At 55.4% G+C, this 19574-nt stretch carries 18 protein-coding genes; 13 read left to right on the top strand and 5 right to left on the bottom strand.

Features of this window, described 5'->3' with window-relative positions; all coding sequences use genetic code 11:
• The first annotated feature begins 62 nt into the window (after positions 1 to 62).
• Positions 63 to 776 (top strand): thermonuclease family protein, encoded by a 714-nt coding sequence (locus tag Z948_RS0103250; protein WP_245604544.1) that lies wholly within the window; start codon positions 63 to 65, stop codon positions 774 to 776.
• Here Z948_RS0103250 and Z948_RS0103245 read toward each other — a convergent pair.
• Complete coding sequence (locus Z948_RS0103245; protein WP_025058143.1) at positions 773 to 2173, bottom strand: helix-turn-helix domain-containing protein; 1401 nt, start codon at positions 2171 to 2173, stop codon at positions 773 to 775. The genes Z948_RS0103250 and Z948_RS0103245 overlap by 4 nt on opposite strands.
• Before the next feature lie 68 nt (positions 2174 to 2241).
• Positions 2242 to 3474 (bottom strand): multidrug effflux MFS transporter, encoded by a 1233-nt coding sequence (locus Z948_RS0103240; protein ID WP_037951682.1) that lies wholly within the window; start codon positions 3472 to 3474, stop codon positions 2242 to 2244.
• A gap of 194 nt (positions 3475 to 3668) precedes the next feature.
• On the opposite strand from Z948_RS0103240, the gene Z948_RS0103235 reads away from it, so the two are divergent.
• The 5 genes from Z948_RS0103235 to Z948_RS0103215 all read left to right on the top strand — a co-directional run bounded on the left by Z948_RS0103235 (position 3669) and on the right by Z948_RS0103215 (position 8749).
• A complete protein-coding gene (locus Z948_RS0103235) occupies positions 3669 to 5201 on the top strand; it encodes an acyl-CoA carboxylase subunit beta (protein ID WP_025058141.1) in 1533 nt (510 codons plus the stop codon).
• A gap of 218 nt (positions 5202 to 5419) precedes the next feature.
• Entirely contained in the window at positions 5420 to 5809 is a 390-nt protein-coding gene (locus Z948_RS0103230; RefSeq protein WP_245604543.1) for a DUF6497 family protein, read from the top strand.
• 214 nt (positions 5810 to 6023) lie between these two features.
• Positions 6024 to 6170 carry a hypothetical protein gene (locus Z948_RS19065; protein ID WP_169736153.1) on the top strand — a complete coding sequence of 49 codons (147 nt, stop codon included), beginning with the start codon at positions 6024 to 6026 and terminating at the stop codon, positions 6168 to 6170.
• A gap of 78 nt (positions 6171 to 6248) precedes the next feature.
• A complete protein-coding gene (locus Z948_RS0103220; RefSeq protein ID WP_025058139.1) occupies positions 6249 to 6596 on the top strand; it encodes a hypothetical protein in 348 nt (115 codons plus the stop codon).
• 107 nt (positions 6597 to 6703) lie between these two features.
• The gene (locus Z948_RS0103215; RefSeq protein ID WP_025058138.1) at positions 6704 to 8749 is read left to right on the top strand and encodes an acetyl-CoA carboxylase biotin carboxylase subunit; all 2046 of its coding nucleotides are present in this window, start codon (positions 6704 to 6706) and stop codon (positions 8747 to 8749) included.
• 52 nt (positions 8750 to 8801) lie between these two features.
• Here Z948_RS0103215 and Z948_RS0103210 read toward each other — a convergent pair whose 3' ends face one another.
• A complete protein-coding gene (locus Z948_RS0103210) occupies positions 8802 to 9251 on the bottom strand; it encodes a DUF4174 domain-containing protein (RefSeq protein ID WP_025058137.1) in 450 nt (149 codons plus the stop codon).
• Between the two features lie 168 nt (positions 9252 to 9419).
• On the opposite strand from Z948_RS0103210, the gene Z948_RS0103205 reads away from it, so the two are divergent.
• From Z948_RS0103205 to Z948_RS0103175, 7 genes are read left to right on the top strand one after another with little or no spacing between them, the layout of a single operon-like run.
• A complete protein-coding gene (locus Z948_RS0103205; protein WP_025058136.1) occupies positions 9420 to 10370 on the top strand; it encodes a hypothetical protein in 951 nt (316 codons plus the stop codon).
• On the top strand, positions 10336 to 12471 hold the full coding sequence (gene scpA, locus Z948_RS0103200; protein WP_025058135.1) for a methylmalonyl-CoA mutase: 2136 nt from the start codon (positions 10336 to 10338) through the stop codon (positions 12469 to 12471). The genes Z948_RS0103205 and scpA overlap by 35 nt, the downstream gene beginning before the upstream one ends.
• Entirely contained in the window at positions 12468 to 13082 is a 615-nt protein-coding gene (locus tag Z948_RS0103195) for a VOC family protein (RefSeq protein WP_025058134.1), read from the top strand. Before scpA ends, Z948_RS0103195 begins: the two co-directional genes overlap by 4 nt.
• Entirely contained in the window at positions 13076 to 13558 is a 483-nt protein-coding gene (locus Z948_RS0103190) for a GNAT family N-acetyltransferase (protein ID WP_025058133.1), read from the top strand. The genes Z948_RS0103195 and Z948_RS0103190 overlap by 7 nt, the downstream gene beginning before the upstream one ends.
• A 30-nt stretch (positions 13559 to 13588) precedes the next feature.
• Positions 13589 to 14269, top strand: a complete 681-nt coding sequence (locus tag Z948_RS0103185; RefSeq protein ID WP_025058132.1) for a molecular chaperone DjiA — start codon at positions 13589 to 13591, stop codon at positions 14267 to 14269.
• The gene (locus tag Z948_RS0103180; protein ID WP_025058131.1) at positions 14269 to 15294 is read left to right on the top strand and encodes an endonuclease/exonuclease/phosphatase family protein; all 1026 of its coding nucleotides are present in this window, start codon (positions 14269 to 14271) and stop codon (positions 15292 to 15294) included. Before Z948_RS0103185 ends, Z948_RS0103180 begins: the two co-directional genes overlap by 1 nt.
• A gap of 36 nt (positions 15295 to 15330) precedes the next feature.
• Positions 15331 to 15702: a hypothetical protein gene (locus Z948_RS0103175; protein WP_025058130.1), complete on the top strand. Its 372-nt coding sequence runs from the start codon at positions 15331 to 15333 to the stop codon at positions 15700 to 15702.
• On the opposite strand, the gene ppx is transcribed toward Z948_RS0103175, so the two are convergent.
• Both ppx and Z948_RS0103165 read right to left on the bottom strand, forming a co-directional pair.
• A complete protein-coding gene (gene ppx, locus Z948_RS0103170; RefSeq protein ID WP_025058129.1) occupies positions 15699 to 17267 on the bottom strand; it encodes an exopolyphosphatase in 1569 nt (522 codons plus the stop codon). The genes Z948_RS0103175 and ppx overlap by 4 nt on opposite strands.
• Before the next feature lie 124 nt (positions 17268 to 17391).
• Positions 17392 to 19566: an RNA degradosome polyphosphate kinase gene (locus tag Z948_RS0103165; RefSeq protein WP_025058128.1), complete on the bottom strand. Its 2175-nt coding sequence runs from the start codon at positions 19564 to 19566 to the stop codon at positions 17392 to 17394.
• Positions 19567 to 19574 lie beyond the last annotated feature (8 nt).

The raw sequence follows: 19574 nt of genomic DNA, 5'->3' as shown, positions 1-19574 counted from the left end.
GTTAACCTCTCGGCTCGGTTGGGCTATACTATTGGCATGGGTAACTTGCAAAAGCAGCTATGATGGCTGTTTCACTCTCTTTCTGCGCAAAACAATGGCGCATGACCGCCTTTTTGGTGTTGGTTCTGGTCGCCGTTGGGTTGTCGGGCGAAGCACTGCGCGCCAACGAGAATGAGAATGTTTTTGCGGGTAAAATTAGCGTAGTCGACGGAGATACCTTCAAGATAGCTGGTCGGTCGGTTCGTCTGCATGCGATTGATGCGCCAGAAAACGATCAGATGTGCCAAACCGAGCAGGGCGTAGATTGGGCCTGTGGCGGGTGGATTACCAAGGTCGTGACAGACCGCTACGAGGGGGTTCAATCGCGATGCGAAACGTTGGATACAGATCGCTATGGTCGCACAGTTGCTCGTTGTTTTGCACTTGGTGAAGATGTTGGTGCTTGGCTGGTGCGCGAAGGCATGGCCTTTGCCTATGTGAAATACGGCGACGACTATGCCGAGATTGAGAGAGAGGCCGCCGCCGTTGACCGTGGCCTGCACGCGGCACGCCTGCAATCCCCCTCAGAACACCGCCGCACACGGATCAAAGGGCGTATTCCCCCTGATGCGAAATGCAACATCAAAGGGAATATCAGCGCGGACGGCAAGCGGATCTATCACGTTGTGGGGCAGGCGTTTTACGAAAAAACGGGCATCAATACCGCCAAGGGAGAGCGGTGGTTTTGTTCCACAACAGCAGCCCAAGCAGCGGGCTGGCGTGCATCGCGGCGTTAATCCACGCGGTAGGGCAGGATGTCTCGGCGATCAGGGTCTACAACCAGATTCCGCTCAAGCGGCGGCACCGCGCGTTGGTGGCACTTCTTTCGCGCACAAATGCGGCACGAAATCCCGATCGGTTCAAAAATGCTGTCACGGCCTAACTCTAACCCGTCTGCATAAACAAGCTGCGAAGCATGGCGCACCTCGCACCCCAAAGCGATAGCAAACCGTCTGGTCGGCGCGCCAAATCGGCCTGCGGATTTTGAAATATCCCGCGCAATTGAGATATAGCGCACCCCATCTGGCGTTTCAGCCAGTTGGCGCAAAAACTGCCCCGGTGTTTCAAAGGCGCGATGGACATTCCACAAAGGGCAAGCGCCCCCAAAGCGGGCAAATTGCAGCAAAGTGGCCGAGTGGCGTTTTGTGATTGTGCCTGCCTGATCGACCCGCACAAAAAAGAACGGCAGCCCCTTGGAGCCCGGACGTTGCAGCGTCGAAAGACGGTGTGCAATCTGTTCGATAGACGCGCCAAAATCTTGGGCCAGTACCTCCAGATCATGACGTGTTTCTTGCGCTCGGGCTTGAAACGCTTTGTAGGGCAGTAACGCAGCGCCAGCGAAATAGTTTGCCAGCCCCATTTTTGCGATGTCTCGCGCTGCTGGTGAATTAAAGCGGGCAAGATCCAGCGTTGCCTCTAGCAAGGCATCATATTGAACCAGCGCCACTTGAAGGAGGAGCTGGAAGGTTTGGGTTTCGGGTTGTGCACGTGAGGATATTTGCAGCAGCCGTCGATCTTGATCCATCTGGCGCAGCGTATCGGTGTCGGTGAATTCAACGCTGATGCCCGCCTGAGCCAGAACATCGGTTGCGATATTGCCGATTAACCTTGGATTGGCCGCGCGCGAGGCAAAATGTTCGGCAGCGCGATCCACAGCGTCAATGTAATTGTCGCAATAATGGAAAAAGTCACGCACCTCTTCCCACGGGCTGGGCGTGGCACGGGCATCTTCACGGCCCAAGGCTTCATCCAGCGAAGCCAGCCTTTCCTGCGCCTGACGATAGCTTTGGTGCAGCGCGATAAAGGCACGTGCCAATCCAGGTGCGTTAGAGGCGGTTAGACGAACATCTGCAACGGGGGGCATTTCCCCACCGAACAGAGGGTCTGACAGGATTTCCTGCATATCACTGGCGAGCCGCTCACTATCCCCCGAGCTCAGCTCGGTAACGTCCATCCCGAATTCAGAGGCTAAGGCCAGAACAACCGTCGTCGAAACAGGCCGGTTGTTATTCTCCATTTGGTTTAGATAGGGCAGGGAAACGCCAAGGCGGGCGGCAAAGTCTTTCTGCGTGTGCCCGATCCGCATTCTTTGTTCACGTAGCTTGGCGCCAGCATATAGTTTTTGGGTAGCCATCATACTGCCTTTGCAAAGTTTGCTCTGGCTGTGATGTTAACTTTGCAAACCGCCCCTCACAAGGGCGCTTATGAATGGCGCGAAAGCACTTTCTCGCGGCGGATCACGGTAAGGATAGACAGCAGGCCCAGCAGGGAGGTGATGAGCATCATCCACAAGAGAGGGAAGGCGCCGGTTTGTGGTGTTAGCAAAACACCAACCCACGCGCTTAACCCTGCGCCGCCGCCAATCATGATCGCGCCGCCAAAGCCCGATGCAGTGCCAGCCAGATGTGGCCGCACCGACAGCATGCCCGCCGTCGCATTCGGAATACAAAGACCGTTGCCAAGGCCAACAAGGGTCATCATGCCGAAAAAGACCAATGGGGTTCCATAGCCTGCAAGGAAGACAGACAATGAAATTGCACCGCCAAGGGCGTTTGCAATGCAGCCCCAAAAGATCATTCGGTTAACGCCAAACTTGATCGCGTAGCGCCCTGTTATAAAGTTACCGACAAAATAGCCAATCGCGGGCGCCCCAAAGTAAAAGCCCAGCACAGAGGGGGACATCCCAAAGACTTCTCGCCCGACAAAGGGCGCGCCCCCCAAATAGGCAAAAAACGCTCCAGAGCAAAACCCGGAGGCCAAAGCATATCCCCAAAACCGTTGGCTTCGGATCAGTTCGGGGTATTCGGCAAATTGCGCGGTCAGGGATTTTTCAGTTGGGCGCGCGGTTTCACCCATATCCCCCAAGGCCATCAAAAAAGTGATGCCCCCGATCGTAAAAAGCGCCCAGAAAACGACCTGCCAGCCAAACCATTCATCCAATAGCCCCCCCAAGGCGGGGCTGATCATGGGGACGATGGCCATGCCCATTGTCACATAGCCAATGATAGAGGCCGCCTGATCCTGCGCATACATATCGCGCACCGCAGCCCGGCTTAACGCCATAGAGGTGGCAACAGCGGCCTGCGTCATCCGAAAGAACAGGAAAACCTCGATAGTGGGGGCATAGATGCATCCAACCGTCGCAATCAGAAAGATTGCAAGGCCCCAAAGAACAACAGGACGGCGGCCGTATTTATCTGAAATGGGGCCAGCAAAGATCTGCAAGACAGCAGAAAACCCCAAATAAATCGCGACCGAGAGCTGCATCACCGCGTAGTCTGTTTCGAAATGTGTAGCCATTGCCGGAAGGCTGGGCAGGAACATGTTCATCGCGCAGGCCGACATCCCCGCAAGAACCACCAGTGTGATCGCGTGGGGCGGGGTGTTACGATCCCCCAGTTTAACGGCTCTTAGATCTTCTCGGATAGCTTGCATTCATAAGGCGTAGTCCTATCGCCTAGCCTTGTCTAGTCATTGAAAACATGTACATAAATCATACATTGCATTTGCTAATTTGCATTTTGCAATAAAGTGCCTGAAAAACATTTGCAAATTTGCTAATTCAGCCTTTGTCTCACCCCCTCGCTCGTCTACAACGTCTTCAAATAACCGAATGGGAGGGTCCGTCCATGAAAGATATCCTGCAACAGCTCGACGACCGCCGCGCCGATGCGCGTCTTGGTGGTGGCCAAAAGCGTATTGATGCCCAGCATGGGCGCGGAAAGCTTACAGCGCGCGAACGTGTGCATCTGCTGCTCGATGAGGGCTCTTTCGAAGAATTCGATATGTTCGTCAGCCACCGCTGCACCGAATTCGGCATGGAGCAGCAAAAGCCCGCGGGTGACGGTGTTGTTACAGGGTGGGGTACCATCAACGGACGCCTCGTTTATGTGTTCTCTCAGGACTTTACGGTTCTTGGCGGGTCGGTTTCCGAAACTCATGCCAAAAAGATTTGCAAGATCATGGATATGGCCGTTCAAAACGGCGCGCCCATTATCGGCATCAACGATTCCGGTGGTGCGCGTATTCAGGAAGGCGTCGACAGCCTTGCGGGATATGGTGAAGTCTTTCAGCGCAACATCGAAGCCTCTGGTGTTGTCCCTCAGATCAGCGTGATCATGGGGCCCTGTGCGGGCGGCGCGGTTTATTCCCCTGCGATGACCGACTTTATCTTTATGGTCAAAGACAGCTCATACATGTTCGTTACGGGGCCTGACGTGGTTAAGACCGTAACAAACGAACAGGTAACGGCGGAAGAATTGGGTGGCGCATCCACCCACACGCGCAAATCCTCTGTTGCGGATGCGGCGTTTGAAAACGATGTCGAGGCACTGGCCGAGGTCCGCCGCTTGGTCGACTTCCTGCCGTCCAACAACCGCGAAAAAGCACCTGTACGCCCGTTCTTTGATGAGCCCGACCGCATCGAGCCATCGCTAGATACTTTGGTGCCAGAAAATGCCAACACGCCATATGATATGAAAGAGCTTATTCACAAGCTCGCCGACGAGGGTGATTTCTACGAAATCCAAGAAGAATTCGCCAAAAACATCATCACTGGCTTTATCCGTATCGAAGGTCGCACAGTGGGCGTTGTTGCCAACCAGCCAATGGTGCTGGCCGGTGTTCTGGATATCGACAGCGCGCGCAAAGCGGCGCGTTTTGTGCGCTTTTGTGATGCGTTTGAAATTCCAATCCTGTCCTTGGTCGATGTTCCTGGCTTCTTGCCGGGTGTGACGCAGGAATACGGCGGCGTGATCAAACACGGCGCGAAACTGTTGTTTGCCTACGGTGAAGCAACCGTTCCGATGGTCACGCTGATCACCCGCAAAGCCTATGGCGGTGCCTATGTTGTGATGTCGTCCAAGCACCTGCGCTCGGATTTCAACTATGCATGGCCAACATCCGAGATTGCCGTGATGGGGGCCAAAGGCGCCACAGAAATCATCCACCGTGCGGATATGGATGATCCAGAAAAGATCGCCCAACACGCGGCAGATTATGAGGAACGCTTTGCGAACCCGTTCATCGCTGCCGAACGTGGGTTCGTTGACGAAGTGATCCAGCCGCGCACAACGCGCAAGCGGATCGCCCGTGCATTCGCCAGCTTGCGGAACAAAAAGTCTAACGTGCCATGGAAAAAGCACGATAACATTCCGCTGTAAGCAGCGTGTCGTTCGGGATCAAAGATGCAAGGCAAAGACATGCCTGACATATCTCGTGTTTGCACCTTTGATCCATCGGGTGGAGCCATGCGGCGTCCACCATCGGGAGGAGAGATGCAGTGCCTTGCTTTTTATGGAGGTATAAAGCAAGGCGCTGCTCTCCAGCTTGAATTGGGGAGGTGTGCAGGATGAATGTTTGGTCGATTGCTGGCTTTCTGATGAGCCGCCCAAAAAAAATGTGCGCCGCTATGCTGTTGCTGGCGTCGCCGCTTGCCGCCGCTGAGGTCCCTTCGGGCCAAGAGGTCGTCCTGCATGAGGTCCTTGTTGATGCCCAAGAGACAGTAACATGGTTGCGGTTTCGCTTTTTGACGCCGCAGATCGCGGCAGGGGCAACGCAGGTTTCCTTTGATGTGGCGGGGCAGGATATGCTGCACCTTTGCGAGACTGTCGCGCTGCCCTATATCGACGAATATACGCTAAGCGGCGACAAGGTGGTGATTTCGTTCATGGATCGGATCACCGAATTTGGTCAACCAGACCCAGACGCCGTTCAGTATTTTGAATCATTTCGCCCTGAAAACGGTGTCTGCATGTGGGACGAATTCTGATGCATACACAACATCTTGGGGGGCGGACCTCATGCTATCACGCTTTTGCGTCTTTGGAGTCACATAATTTGTCCACAGATTTATCCACATATCCAGAGGTCTCCGACTTGGGTAAGATGCCCATGGGCCGTACGTCTGTGCGGTTCGCATCAAATGCGGGAAAAATGGCAGGTTTCGAAAACCAGTCCCGTTTAACAAGTGACAGGAGATACAGATGTCAAAGAACATCAAGCTTTTGGCAACACTCGGCGCAATCGTCGTCGTTGCTGCCTGCGCGCGCGAGCAGCAGGTCGAAGAATTTGTCGTGGTTGATCCAGAGCCGATCAGCCAAGAGCCAGTTTACACCGGCAAATACAAATAATTCACAGACAGGATGGGCGTTCGCGCCCGTCCTGACCGCCTCCCTCACCGCGGAGGGCGCAGCATGGCACTAGACTATATGCTGAAACATCGCGGATTTCCCGGGCGTTTGCCGGGAACGGATTTCCAATTCACCCTGCGCCGTGCGAACCCCAAAGGGGCAACCGAGCTGACCAGCCGCGAGCGCCGCCCAGACCGCCGCGCCCCTGATCGCCGTGCTGATGAGGCGTTCTTTCAGGCGTTGTGGGATTTCTTTGGCGACGAACCGTTTGAGCGCGGCAATCTGGATGCAGGACGCCTGTCATGGTTTTTTGGCCGCGAAGTTATTCCTGCGACCGATCCGTTTGACCCCGCAGATTATGAAGCCATGTTGGTGATTGATCTGCGCGCCGCACGCCAATCCTTTCCCAATATCGTGGGGGAATAGCATGCGCATTCTCAACAATTTCTCCTGTAGAAAACCAAATTCACGCAGCAGCACAACCCGCTGCTTGGCGTCTTTCAACCGCTATCACCATCAAAAGGGCCCAGCATATGTTTAACAAGATCCTGATCGCCAACCGTGGCGAGATTGCCTGCCGCGTCATCAAGACGGCGCGCAAAATGGGTATCCAGACTGTTGCGATTTACTCTGACGCCGACAAACAGGCGTTGCATGTTCAAATGGCGGATGAAGCCGTGCACATCGGGCCACCGCCTGCGAACCAATCCTATATTGTGATTGATAAAGTGATGGAGGCGATTAAATCCTCTGGCGCTCAGGCGGTTCACCCGGGCTATGGTTTCTTGTCCGAGAACTCCAAATTCGCCGAAGCACTTAGCGCTGAGGGCGTTGCCTTTGTCGGCCCCCCAGTGGGCGCGATTGAAAAGATGGGGGATAAAATTACCTCCAAAAAGATCGCTAAAGAAGCAGGCGTTAGCACGGTTCCGGGCTATATGGGTCTGATCGCGGATGCGGATGAGGCGGTGAAAATCTCGAACGAGGTTGGCTATCCCGTCATGCTGAAAGCCTCTGCTGGTGGCGGTGGTAAGGGCATGCGCATCGCATGGAACGACGAAGAAGCGCGCGAGGGTTTCCAATCGTCCAAAAACGAGGCGGCCAATTCATTCGGTGATGACCGCATCTTTATCGAAAAATTCGTGACCCAGCCACGCCACATCGAAATTCAGGTGCTGTGCGACGCACACGGCAACGGCATCTATCTGAACGAGCGTGAATGCTCTATCCAGCGCCGCAACCAAAAAGTTGTCGAAGAGGCACCAAGCCCGTTCTTGGACGAAGCAACCCGCAAAGCCATGGGCGAGCAATCTGTCGCGCTGGCGCAGGCGGTTGGCTATACCTCTGCGGGTACGGTTGAATTTATCGTGGATGGCGACAAAAATTTCTACTTCCTTGAAATGAACACGCGCCTGCAGGTGGAACACCCTGTAACCGAGCTGATCACAGGTGTTGACCTTGTTGAACAGATGATCCGCGTGGCCAATGGCGAAGAGCTGACCATCAAACAGGAAGACGTTCAGATCAACGGCTGGGCCATCGAAAACCGTCTTTACGCCGAAGACCCGTATCGCGGCTTCCTGCCGTCCATCGGTCGTCTTACACGCTATCGTCCGCCAGCGGAAATCGCGGCTGGTCCACTGCTGGACAACGGCAAATGGCAGGACGATGCGCCAGCAGGCGCAACGGCGGTCCGTAACGATACTGGCGTCTATGAAGGCGGCGAGATCAGCATGTATTACGATCCGATGATCGCGAAACTCTGCACATGGGCGCCAACACGTGATGAGGCGATCGAGCGGATGCGCGTTGCCTTGGACAGTTTTGAGGTTGAAGGCATTGGCCACAACCTGCCGTTCCTCAGCGCGGTTATGGACCACCCGAAATTTGTCACAGGTGACATGACCACCGCCTTCATCGAGGAAGAATACCCCGATGGCTTTGAAGGTGTTGAGCTGGAAACAGGCGAATTGCGCCGGATCGCGGCGGCGACCGCTGCCATGCACCGCGTTGCGGAAATTCGCCGCGCACGTGTTTCGGGCCGTATGGACAACCACGAGCGCAAAGTTGGCAGTGATTGGAATGTTACGCTGCAGGGAAACAGCTTTGATGTGACGATTGCAGCAGATCAGGATGGCTCTACCGTGACCTTTGACGATGGTGCTTCACTACGTGTTGCGGGCAACTGGACACCAGGTGATCAGCTGGCCGAAATGACAGTAGCGGATGCGCCTTTGGTGCTGAAGGTTGGCAAAATCTCGGGCGGTTTCCGCATTCGGACCCGTGGGGCAGATATGAAGGTTCATGTTCGCAGCCCCTTGCAGGCTGAAATGGCCCGCAAGATGCCCGTGAAGGTGCCGCCAGACACATCCAAGCTGCTGCTTTGCCCAATGCCAGGTCTGATCGTCAAACTGGACGTTGCCGTTGGCGACGAAGTGCAAGAAGGCCAAGCGCTGTGTACAATCGAAGCGATGAAAATGGAAAACATCCTGCGCGCAGAGAAAAAGGGCATCGTATCCAAGATCAATGCAGGTGCAGGCGATAGCCTTGCCGTAGATGACGTGATCATGGAATTCGAGTGAGCCTCGGCCACTTCATAAAAACTCCTGCGGGCGCTCGCGCCCGTAGGAACGACTATTCAGCAGCGCCTTTACCCTCACGGATTTCGCGCTGCCGAACGGGCATCTTGTCGATGCTGCGGGTGATTTCACGCACATCCCACGGGAAAGGTTTGCGCAGTTTGACGTTTCCGTCCTTGCCAACCAACACCAACATAAACCCGCGTGGACGCATCTTTAATCGGGTTGCACTGCGCGCCTCGGGGGTGGTGTCGACGATCACGACGACATCGCGTTCGTTCAGATCCGCCGCACCGCTGTTTAACAATTCCATTTGCTCGATGAACGCGGGATCGTCTTTGCTGTCGGCCAAAACGACAACAGGTCTCTTTTTCCATTTGAATTCGTTCAAATCCGTTTCAGTCGCCTCACGGATGGATGCAGAAAACTCAGCCGGCAAAGGCGTTTCCGCCTGCACTGTGTTTGCAAAAACGGCAATAAATACAACCCCTAACAACGATTTCATAAGCTCTCCTTCTGGCCTCAATATAGGGGCATTGAAACAGATTGCGAAGGCAGTCATCTCAATTTTTACCATTAAGCCCTCTGTAAGAGTAGCTGCCACATGAATGTTGCAGTTTCTTCTTCACGGCTGCCTTGGGCGGCCCTTTGCTCAAAAGGTATGTCTTGGCTTATGGATATCATTCTTCATCTGGGTGCGCATCGTTGTGGATCAACCAGCTTTCAACATTATTTGCGCGGGAATCAGGCCTATCTTGAAAAGGATGGCACCGCCGTATGGGAGCCGCGCGTAACGCGGGATGGGTTGGTCAGCGGTTTGTTCGCAAAACCAACCAAGCTGAATGCCCGTGATCTGCAGCGCCGCGCAATGGGGCGTGTCCATCTAAAAGCGCGCAGGGCCGAGCGCGAAGGCGCTAAGCGTTTGGTGATGAGCGATGAAAACGTGATCGGCACGCCGCGTTCATGTATCCGAACAGGCGAGCTATACCCCGAAATCGGCGAGCGTATGGCGCGGCTCGATGCGGCCTTTAAGGGGCAGGTCGGGCGTGTTTTGTTGAATGTACGCTCGTTGGATTTATGGTGGTCTTCGGCTGCGGCCTTTACTGTTGGGCGGGGGCATCCTTTCCCAACGGACAAACGGCTGCATGATATATCCAATTCAAAACGAACTTGGAAAGATGTTGTCACCGATCTGGCCTGTGCCCTCCCAAATGCCGAGATAAAAGTACTGCCATTTGAGGAATTTGTCGGGCGTTCCGACAAGATTCTTTTCCACGCGACGAACCGCGACGCGCCAACAAATCTTGCCGATTGCTGGTTAAACCGTTCCCCTGACAAAGCGGAATTGCGGGCGGAATTGGCCGAACGCGGGATCCTTGAAAAGGATTTTCCAGTGGGAATTGATCAAAGTGAGGGGCGTTGGTCTCCCTTTGATCCAATACAGAATTCGAAACTACGTGAGGCTTACGCCGACGATATTATGTGGCTCGCCGCTGGGGCGGATGGGCTTGCAACACTGACAGAGGATACATCCCGCAAAAGAACAGGCACAAGCCTGTCGGCTGGGACGGTGAGGAAAGGACAACCCCATGACGAAGAAACCGACAAAAGACGATTGGCGTAATCTGGCCGAGGGCGAGCTGCGCGGCCGCCCATTGGATGATCTGACGTGGAAAACCTTGGAAGGTATCGACGTTGCCCCGCTATACACGGCCGAAGACCTAGATGGTGTTGACCATCTAGGCGGCATTCCAGGGCAGGGGCCTTATACGCGGGGTGTAAAGGCCACGATGTATGCGGGCCGCCCTTGGACAATCCGCCAATATGCGGGGTTCTCAACCGCCGAAGAATCCAATGCCTTTTACCGCCGCGCATTAGATGCGGGGCAGCAGGGCGTATCGGTTGCCTTTGATCTGGCAACCCACCGCGGCTACGACAGCGACCACCCGCGTGTTGAAGGCGACGTTGGTAAGGCTGGTGTGGCGATTGATAGCGTTGAGGATATGAAAATCCTCTTTGACGGTATCCCGCTGGACAAAGTGTCGGTTTCGATGACGATGAATGGCGCGGTTATTCCGATCCTTGCGAACTTCATTGTCGCTGGTGAAGAGCAGGGGCATTCCCGTTCGGTCCTCGCTGGTACAATCCAGAACGACATCCTGAAAGAATTCATGGTGCGGAACACCTATATTTACCCGCCAGAACCGTCGATGAAGATCATTGCGGATATCATTGAATACACGGCGAACGAGATGCCGAAATTCAACTCGATCTCGATTTCCGGCTACCACATGCAAGAGGCAGGCGCGAACCTAGTGCAAGAGCTGGCCTTTACGCTGGCAGATGGGCGCGAATATGTGCGCACGGCCATTGCCGCAGGCATGGATGTAGACAAATTCGCCCCGCGCCTGTCGTTCTTCTTCTGCATCGGCATGAACTTCTTTATGGAGGCGGCGAAACTGCGCGCCGCGCGTTTGCTATGGTCGCGCATCATGGCCGAGTTCGAGCCGAAGAATCCAAAATCCTCAATGCTGCGCACCCACTGCCAGACATCTGGCGTCAGCCTTCAGGAACAAGATCCCTATAACAACGTGATCCGCACCGCCTATGAAGCGATGAGCGCGGTTTTGGGCGGCACGCAATCCCTGCACACCAACGCGCTAGACGAGGCGATTGCCCTGCCTACCGAAAACTCCAGCCGCATCGCGCGCAACACGCAGTTGATCCTGCAAGAGGAAACTGGCGTGACCAATGTCGTCGATCCGCTGGCGGGGTCCTACTATGTTGAAAAGCTGACCCATGATATGGCCGAAGCCGCATGGAAGCTGATCGAAGAAGTCGAAGAAATGGGCGGCATGACCAAAGCCGTGGCATCCGGCATGCCGAAACTGCGCATCGAAGAAGCCGCAGCACAGCGTCAAGCTGGCCAAGACCGCGGAACAGACGTGATCGTTGGTGTGAACAAATACCGCCGTGAAAAAGAAGACGAAATCGACATTCTCGATGTCGACAACGTGGCGGTTCGCGACAGCCAGATTGCCCGCCTGAAATCGATCCGGGCCAGCCGAGACGAGGCCGCATGTAACGCAACCCTAGCAGAGCTAACCCGCCGCGCACGTGAAGGCGGCAACCTGTTGGAGGCAGCCGTAGAGGCCGCGCGCGCACGTGCGACAGTTGGAGAAATCAGCATGGCAATGGAAGAAGAATTCGGCCGCCACCGCGCCGAGGTGAAAACTCTAGCTGGCGTTTACGGCGCGGCCTATGAAGGCGATGAGGGTTTCGCAGAAATCCAGAAGTCGGTCGAAGAATTTGCCGAAGCCGAAGGCCGCCGCCCGCGTATGCTGGTGGTGAAAATGGGACAAGATGGTCACGACCGTGGTGCCAAAGTGATTGCAACGGCCTTTGCGGACATCGGCTTTGACGTTGACGTGGGGCCATTGTTCCAAACCCCTGCCGAGGCGGCGCAAGACGCGGTTGATAATGACGTGCATGTTATCGGCATCAGCTCGCAAGCTGCGGGTCACAAAACGCTAGCCCCCCAGTTGGTTCAAGCACTGAAAGACGCCGGTGCCGAGGATATTCTGGTGATTTGCGGCGGCGTTATTCCGCAGCAGGATTATCAGTTCCTCTATGATGCTGGCGTAAAGGCGATCTTTGGTCCGGGCACAAATATCCCTGAGGCTGCTCAGGATATTTTGAAACTTGTCCGCGAAGCGCGTGCATGATCGAATTTGACCATATCGCAGTGGCGGGAGAGACTCTCGCCGCGGCGACCACCCATGTGGAGAAAACTCTGGGTGTTCCCCTCCAAACTGGCGGGGAGCATGCGGTGTTTCATACCCATAATACCCTTCTGGGCCTAGAAGAGGGGCTGTACCTAGAGGCGATATCGATCAATCCAGATGCACCGCAGGCTGATCGCCCCCGTTGGTTTGATCTGGATCGCTTTTCGGGGGCTGCGCGGCTCACCAATTGGATATGCCGTTGCGATGATCTGGACGAAACCCTGTCAAACCTGCCAGATGGGTTCGGCCAACCTGTTGAGATTGAACGCGGAAACCTACGCTGGCGTATGGCCGTTCCCGCGAGCGGCGTTTTACCTTATGACAATTGCGCCCCTGCGCTGATCCAGTGGATCGGGGATGAACATCCTGCACCGCGTCTTACGCAACAGGGCTGCCGGATCGTCGCGCTAGAGGTGTATCATCCTCAGGCGACGGCGCTTGCTGCGTTATTGGCGCCTATTCTATTTGATGCTCGGGTGTCCTTTGCTGTCGGAGAGCCAAAGCTATCAGCGCGTATCCAAACACAAGAGAGCACCATAGACCTATGTTGATCCGGCCAGCCACCCGTACTGATCTTCCGACAGTGAAAATGTTGTGGAACCGCATGATCCGCGACACGACATCAACATTTACCAGCATTGAAAAAACGGACGAGGCGCTGGAACAGCTGCTTTTGGAACGAGCGGATCGGTTTCTGGTTGCTGAAGAAAACGGCAAATGTTCGGGGTTTGTGACCTGGGGCAGCTTTCGCGCGGGCGATGGTTATGTCCGCACCGCTGAACATAGCATCATCACTGAAAAAGCGGGGCAGGGAACGGGCCGCGCGCTTATGGAAAGCGCTTTGCGCGTTGCCCACCAACAAGGAATCCATGTGATGGTTGCGGGCATTGGGCACGAAAATCCGCCTGCGGTGGCCTTTCATCAGAAATTGGGGTTTGCAAAGGTCGGCCGATTGCCACAGGTAGGGTACAAGAACGGGCGTTGGCATGACTTGATCTTGATGAGCAGGATCACACAGACGCCCTGACAAAAAGGCGCGCGCGCGTTAGGATAGCTTATGTCAATCTGGACCCGCATTTCCGAAGCACTCTCCGCCCTTGCCTCTGGTGAGGGGCTGACGGCTGTTTTTGACCGTCTGAAAACAGCGCCCGAAAGCTCGGTTGCGTTTACAATCGCGGTCATTGCCTTGGGCGCCAAAATGGCCAAGGCCGATGGGCAGGTCACCCGTGACGAGGTGACGGCCTTTCGCGAGGTTTTTAACATTGGCGATGATGATGCACAGGGTGCTGCGCGGGTTTTCAATCTGGCGCGGACGGATGTCGCAGGGTTTGACGATTACGCCCGCCGGATCAAAGGCATGTTTGATTCCGAGTCGCCAATCCTGTGTGATCTGATGGAAGGGCTGTTCCACATCGCCATGGCCGACGGGATTTACCACCCCAACGAAAATGCCTTTCTGGAAGAAGTGGCCGCGATTTTCAATCTGCCCGAAGGATCGTTTGAATCCTTGCGCGCGCGGTTTGTCCCGAACACCTCGCCGCTGCCTCATACCGTTTTGGGGATCGCGCCGAACGCCACAAAAGAAGAGGCGCGTCTGGCGTGGCGGGCGCTGGTCCGCGCAAATCATCCTGACGCTTTGATCGCCCGCGGGTTACCCGAAGAGGCGGTGAAAATGGCCGAAAAGCGTATGATTGATATCAACCAAGCTTGGGAAACGCTCTCGGGCAAAGCGGCATAATGCGCATCGCAACCTATAATGTTGAATGGTTTGCTGGTCTGTTTGACCAAAATGATGAGCTGTTTAACGACAGCGCATGGTCCAGACGCTGGAATGTCACCCGCGCCCAGCAAACCGAGGCCTTGGGAACCGTGTTTCGGGCCATGGACGCCGACGCGATCATGGTCATCGAAGCCCCGGACCACGGGCGAAACCATAGCGCGGTTGCGGCGCTAGAACATTTTGCCCAGCAGTTTGATATCCGCGCCCGCCGCGCCGTGATTGGTTTTGCCAATGATACGCAACAAGAAATCGTTTTGCTGTATGACCCCGATGTGATGACAGCGGCCCATGATCCAATGGGTGAAGAAAGCGGAACCAAAGGCGCACGCGGCGCGCCAAGGTTCGACGGAAGCCTGCGGATTGATCTGGATTTTGACGCCAGTGAAGACCGTGTTGTCTTTTCCAAACCGCCGTTAGAATTGGCCGTGGAAACGCGTAGCGGTTTTGCCTTTCGCATGATCGGGGCGCATCTGAAGTCCAAGGCGCCTCATGGCGCGCGGGATGATAACCACGCGATGCAGATTGCTATCGCCAACAGGCGCAAACAATTGGCCCAAGCCATCTGGCTGCGAGAGCGCATCGACGCACATATAACAGATCAGACGCCCCTGATTTTGATGGGGGATCTCAACGATGGTCCGGGATTGGATGAATTCGAAAACCTCTTTGGCCGCTCCTCGGTCGAGATTATTCTGGGCGCCGATAGCGCGCATCCTTTGTATGATCCCCATGCAATGCGCGCCTTGAGCCAACGTATCGGTGCGGTGCCAACCACCTCGCGTTTTTGGATACGGCCGGAAAAGCGGTTTTTGCAGGCTTTGTTAGACTATATCATGGTCTGCCCCGCGCTGCGTGCCCATGCTCCGCAATGGCGCATTTGGCATCCCTTGGATGACCCTGCCTGCTGGGCCGATCAAACCCTGCGCGAGGCATTGGTCACCGCGTCAGACCATTTTCCTGTCACGTTGGATATTGATCTTTGATTTGGTGAAAGCACTCAGAGTTCCTATATATACAATATGAAACATTCATTGCTGATCCCGCTCTTCGCCTTGTCCCTCGCCAGCCCTTTGGCCGCAGAGGAAGAGCCGCTGTCCCTGATGGAACGCGGCGCGCAATTGTTCTTTGAAGGTTTGATGGAGGAAATGGCCCCCGCGCTGGATGGTATGGCTGACCTGCTGGAAGAGGCGGGGCCAGCGTTGCAGGAATTCGTCGCCGAGATGGGGCCAAAGCTGCGCGATGTTCTGGAGGACGTCGACGATTGGAGCGTCTATACCGCGCCCGAAGTTCTGCCAAACGGCGATATCATCATTCGCCGCAAGCCCGATATCCCAAAGGACAAGGATACGCAAAAGGCGCCACAGGAAACCTCGCCCCAGATCGATCTTTAGCGTCTGGCGGTTTTCAAGACAGCCTGCGCATCCAGCGAGTTTGCCAAGGACGTAAACCGCGCCTCGGCAACTTCGCCAAACAGCGGCATCATGTCTGGGCTTAGATGCAGGTGAAGCTCTTTCTTCTTGGGGTACCAGCGCATTTCGCCCAACTCGTCCACCTTATCCATCCACAGCATCGCGCCAAATCGCATGGCTTTGCCAAGGATTTCGGCCTCGGCGCGGGTTTTTTCATCGACCATCTCGATGAGATCGGTGAAACGGATGTTTTCCCGTTTGTTCGAATAGCGGTGCATCAGGGCAAGGCCCACGAAAATCCGCTCGGAATGTTTTAGCCCGCCAAGGTTGGCGCGGGTGGCGTTATCAAAACAAACTTCGGCGCGGTAATCGGGATGGGCGCGCCAGCTGACGTCATGCAACAGGCAGGCCGCTTTGATCAGCCGCTTGCGCGGGGCAGGGGCGGATTTGTAGATCGGCATAATGAAATTATAGAGGGTCTTACCAAAGCCGGGGCTGCGCGCGTCTTTGTCTTCGGCAAAGCGGCAGGCTTCGATCAGCGGGTCGCGATCCCGCAGGCGTTGGGGCATTTGTTCGTATAACATACCTTCGCGAATGCCATAGCTGGATACGGCGATGTCTTTTGGTTTGATGGTTTTCACCAGCCTGCTCAATACTTCGCACGCAAACGGGACCAATGTTGCACGCGCCGAGGAAACGCCAGCTTCGGCACGCAGTTCGTCCATGTCTGACTTGCGAATGAACTCGATCGTGTCGCGCACCGATTGGCGGGTCATGCGGTATTCGTGCAAAACATGCAGCGGATACCCCCGCCGGATCATATCAATGCGGGCAATAGCGCGCCATGATCCCCCAACAAGGAACAGGCGGTCACGCTGGCTGCCCATTTGGTCGGCAAGGGCTTGCATGACCTCTTTGATATGCGCGTTACGGGCTTTTGCACCACCTTTGATATCGCGCAGTTTGAGCGGGCCGAGGGATGATGTCACGCGGCGCCCTACGCGGCCGCCTGAAATCTCGGCCAGTTCTAACGACGATCCCCCAATATCACAGACAAGCCCATAAGCACCCGGCCAGCCCAGCAGAACACCCTGAGCCGACAGGCGCGCTTCTTCTTCGCCATCAATCACCCAGATCTTTACGCCGGTTTGCTTCTCGACCTCTTCGCAAAATTCCCGCCCGTCTGTTGCATCACGTACCGCAGCTGTTGCAACGGCTGTCAGCTCGGACAGGCCCATCCCCTCGGCCAGTTTTGAGAAACGTTTAAGGGCCGACAGGGCCCGTTCGCGCCCTTGCGGTGATAGATGCCCCGTATCCGCCATACCCGCCCCAAGGGCGCACATGATCTTTTCATTGTAAAAATAAGCAGGTGAGCGGGCAGCCCCGTCAAACACCACCATCCGAACCGAGTTCGATCCCACGTCCACAACGCCCACACGGCGCAACGCGCGCGCGCTAGGGTCTTTGAATAGGGGTTTTCCAAAAAGCCCTAGGTCGGCAACGCCGGTTTCTGGAACAGGCGATTTTTGATGGGGGGCATTGGGCATGCGCGCTCCGTCTGACTAGGCTAATTGTCCTCGCAAATTGGCCCATAGCCCTGTCCGCGTCAATCATTAACAGGTGTTAACGAAGGGGCATGTCGTCGCGGAGGTACAGGAAAAACCCAGTGCCTCAATCCTCGGTATGAGTGAGCTTTGGCACATCTGCGGCCCCCGCAGAACCACGCCCCGAAAGCGAGGGGTTTTCCATGAAGAAACGATGGCAATTAAAGGCAAATTGCCCCTCTGGCAGGGGCGGTCGGGTAAAGCTGCCATCGGGCGACATAACCCAGCTTTGCGCCACGTCAGCCATATTGGCTGCCATGATCTGGCTGGTGATCTGCGCCCTAACCGTTGCGTTTTCGATCTCGACCAATGTTTCAACGCGGCGGTTCAGGTTGCGGCTCATCCAATCTGCGGATGAGATGAACACGCGCGCCTTTTTATGCGGTAACCCATAGCCATTGCCAAAACAGACGATGCGAGAATGTTCGAGGAACCGCCCGACAATGGATTTCACGCGGATGTTCTCTGACAGCCCCTTAATCCCTGGCCTAAGAGAGCAGATCCCGCGAATGCTAAGGCTGATCCGAACCCCCGCGTTGGACGCTGCATAAAGCGCATCAATCACTTGTGAATCGACAAGGCTATTCATCTTGGCCCAAATCTCGGCCGGTTTTCCGGCCTTTGCGTGCTCGGCTTCTTTGGCAATCATCTCTAGGAGACGGGATTTAAGGGTGAGCGGTGAAATCGCCAGATTGTCCAGATGTTCAGGCTGTGCATAGCCAGAAAGATAATTGAAAACTTTGGTCGCATCGCGGCCCAATCGTTTGTCACAGGTAAACAGCGACAGGTCGGTGTAAATCCGCGCGGTGATCGGGTGATAGTTGCCTGTACCATAGTGGGTATAGGTCACCAGTTCGTTCCCCTCACGCCGCACCACGGTCGAGATTTTGGCGTGGGTTTTGAGGTCAATAAACCCATAAACCACATGCGCGCCAGCCCGTTCCAACCGACGCGATTGGCGAATATTTGCGGCTTCGTCGAAACGGGCCTTGAGCTCGACCAAAGCCGTCACCGATTTGCCGCCCTCAGCGGCCTCGCATAATGCCTCAACAATGGGGCTGTGGCGCGAGGTGCGGTAAAGTGTTTGTTTGATCGCAACCACATCAGGGTCACGCGCGGCCTGCTGTAAAAAACGGACAACCATGTCAAAGGTTTCATAGGGGTGGTGCAGCAGCATATCCTTTGATCGGATTGCCTTGAACATATCGCCCTCATGGTCTGACACACGTTCAGGCACACGCGGCATGAACGGAGGCCAAAGCAGCTCGGGGCGGTCATCGGTCACCAGTTGCGAGAGGTCATCAATGCCCAGCATCCCGTCAATCTCGATCACATCCTGCGGTTTTACCGCCAACTCGTGCATGATCGTGCTCAGCAATTTGGCAGGCGCCCCCGCCGAATGGGTCATGCGCACAACACCCCCACGGCGGCGCCGTTTCAGGGCAACTTCAAACTCCCGCACAAGGTCTTCGGCTTCGTCTTCGACCTCCAGATCGCTGTCGCGCAACACGCGGAATTCGAAATGGTTTTTGAGCTTATATCCCGGAAAAAGATCAGGGATTTTTAGGACGAGCAGCTCTTCGAGAGCAAGATAGCGTTTTGTGCCATCCTCGGCTGGCAGCGATACAAAGCGGTCAATCTGCGCAGGGATCGGCAGCAGCGCCTGAAGGGGCTTTTTGTCCCTGTTACGTTCTAGCTGCAGCGCAAGGGCAAAGCCCGTATTGGGCAAAAACGGAAAAGGGTGGGCCGGATCAATCGCCAGAGGGGACAGAACGGCAAACACTTGGGATAGGAACGTGTCATCCAGCGCTTTTCGATCCTTGTCATCAAGGTCATCCAACCCCTCCAGCATGATGTTCTGATCATCCATTTCATGCAGTAGAGAGGCCAGCACCCTTTGTTGGCGCTGCATCAATACGCGGGCTTCTTGGTTGATCAAAACCAGCTGTTCAGCGGGGGACAGCCCATCAGCCGCAGGTGTGGTATTGCCCGCCTGAGCAAGCTCACGCAGGCCCGCAACGCGGACTGTATAAAATTCGTCCAGATTATTTGCCGAGATCGACAGGAACCTAAGGCGTTCCAGCAAAGGAACACGTGTGTTTTCCGCTTCTTCAACAACACGCCTGTTAAAGCCCAGCCAGCTTAGCTCGCGGTTTTGAAAACGGCCCGGTCCAGTGAGGTCCAGTTCAGGTATTTCAACAGGGGCATCAAACGGGGCGGTTAGAAAATCGGCATCAGACATGAGCATGC

The sequence above is a fragment of the Sulfitobacter donghicola DSW-25 = KCTC 12864 = JCM 14565 genome, from assembly GCF_000622405.1.
GTDB lineage: Bacteria > Pseudomonadota > Alphaproteobacteria > Rhodobacterales > Rhodobacteraceae > Sulfitobacter > Sulfitobacter donghicola.
The sequence above is the reverse complement of the archived record's forward strand: the minus strand, read 5'-3'. Positions and strand labels throughout refer to the sequence as shown.

Excerpts from the sequence above, each read along its gene's own strand:
- Z948_RS0103175 (WP_025058130.1), top strand. The coding sequence starts at position 15,331 with ATGAAACATTCATTGCTGATCCCGCTCTTCGCCTTGTCCCTCGCCAGC.
- Z948_RS0103230 (WP_245604543.1), top strand. The coding sequence starts at position 5,420 with ATGAGCCGCCCAAAAAAAATGTGCGCCGCTATGCTGTTGCTGGCGTCG.
- Z948_RS0103180 (WP_025058131.1), top strand. The coding sequence starts at position 14,269 with ATGCGCATCGCAACCTATAATGTTGAATGGTTTGCTGGTCTGTTTGAC.
- Z948_RS0103210 (WP_025058137.1), bottom strand. The coding sequence starts at position 9,251 with ATGAAATCGTTGTTAGGGGTTGTATTTATTGCCGTTTTTGCAAACACA.
- Z948_RS0103245 (WP_025058143.1), bottom strand. The coding sequence starts at position 2,173 with ATGGCTACCCAAAAACTATATGCTGGCGCCAAGCTACGTGAACAAAGA.
- Z948_RS0103190 (WP_025058133.1), top strand. The coding sequence starts at position 13,076 with ATGTTGATCCGGCCAGCCACCCGTACTGATCTTCCGACAGTGAAAATG.
- Z948_RS0103240 (WP_037951682.1), bottom strand. The coding sequence starts at position 3,474 with ATGCAAGCTATCCGAGAAGATCTAAGAGCCGTTAAACTGGGGGATCGT.
- Z948_RS0103185 (WP_025058132.1), top strand. The coding sequence starts at position 13,589 with ATGTCAATCTGGACCCGCATTTCCGAAGCACTCTCCGCCCTTGCCTCT.
- Z948_RS0103235 (WP_025058141.1), top strand. The coding sequence starts at position 3,669 with ATGAAAGATATCCTGCAACAGCTCGACGACCGCCGCGCCGATGCGCGT.
- Z948_RS19065 (WP_169736153.1), top strand. The coding sequence starts at position 6,024 with ATGTCAAAGAACATCAAGCTTTTGGCAACACTCGGCGCAATCGTCGTC.
- Z948_RS0103250 (WP_245604544.1), top strand. The coding sequence starts at position 63 with ATGGCTGTTTCACTCTCTTTCTGCGCAAAACAATGGCGCATGACCGCC.
- ppx (WP_025058129.1), bottom strand. The coding sequence starts at position 17,267 with ATGCCCAATGCCCCCCATCAAAAATCGCCTGTTCCAGAAACCGGCGTT.
- Z948_RS0103220 (WP_025058139.1), top strand. The coding sequence starts at position 6,249 with ATGCTGAAACATCGCGGATTTCCCGGGCGTTTGCCGGGAACGGATTTC.
- Z948_RS0103205 (WP_025058136.1), top strand. The coding sequence starts at position 9,420 with ATGGATATCATTCTTCATCTGGGTGCGCATCGTTGTGGATCAACCAGC.
- Z948_RS0103165 (WP_025058128.1), bottom strand. The coding sequence starts at position 19,566 with ATGTCTGATGCCGATTTTCTAACCGCCCCGTTTGATGCCCCTGTTGAA.
- Z948_RS0103215 (WP_025058138.1), top strand. The coding sequence starts at position 6,704 with ATGTTTAACAAGATCCTGATCGCCAACCGTGGCGAGATTGCCTGCCGC.
- scpA (WP_025058135.1), top strand. The coding sequence starts at position 10,336 with ATGACGAAGAAACCGACAAAAGACGATTGGCGTAATCTGGCCGAGGGC.
- Z948_RS0103195 (WP_025058134.1), top strand. The coding sequence starts at position 12,468 with ATGATCGAATTTGACCATATCGCAGTGGCGGGAGAGACTCTCGCCGCG.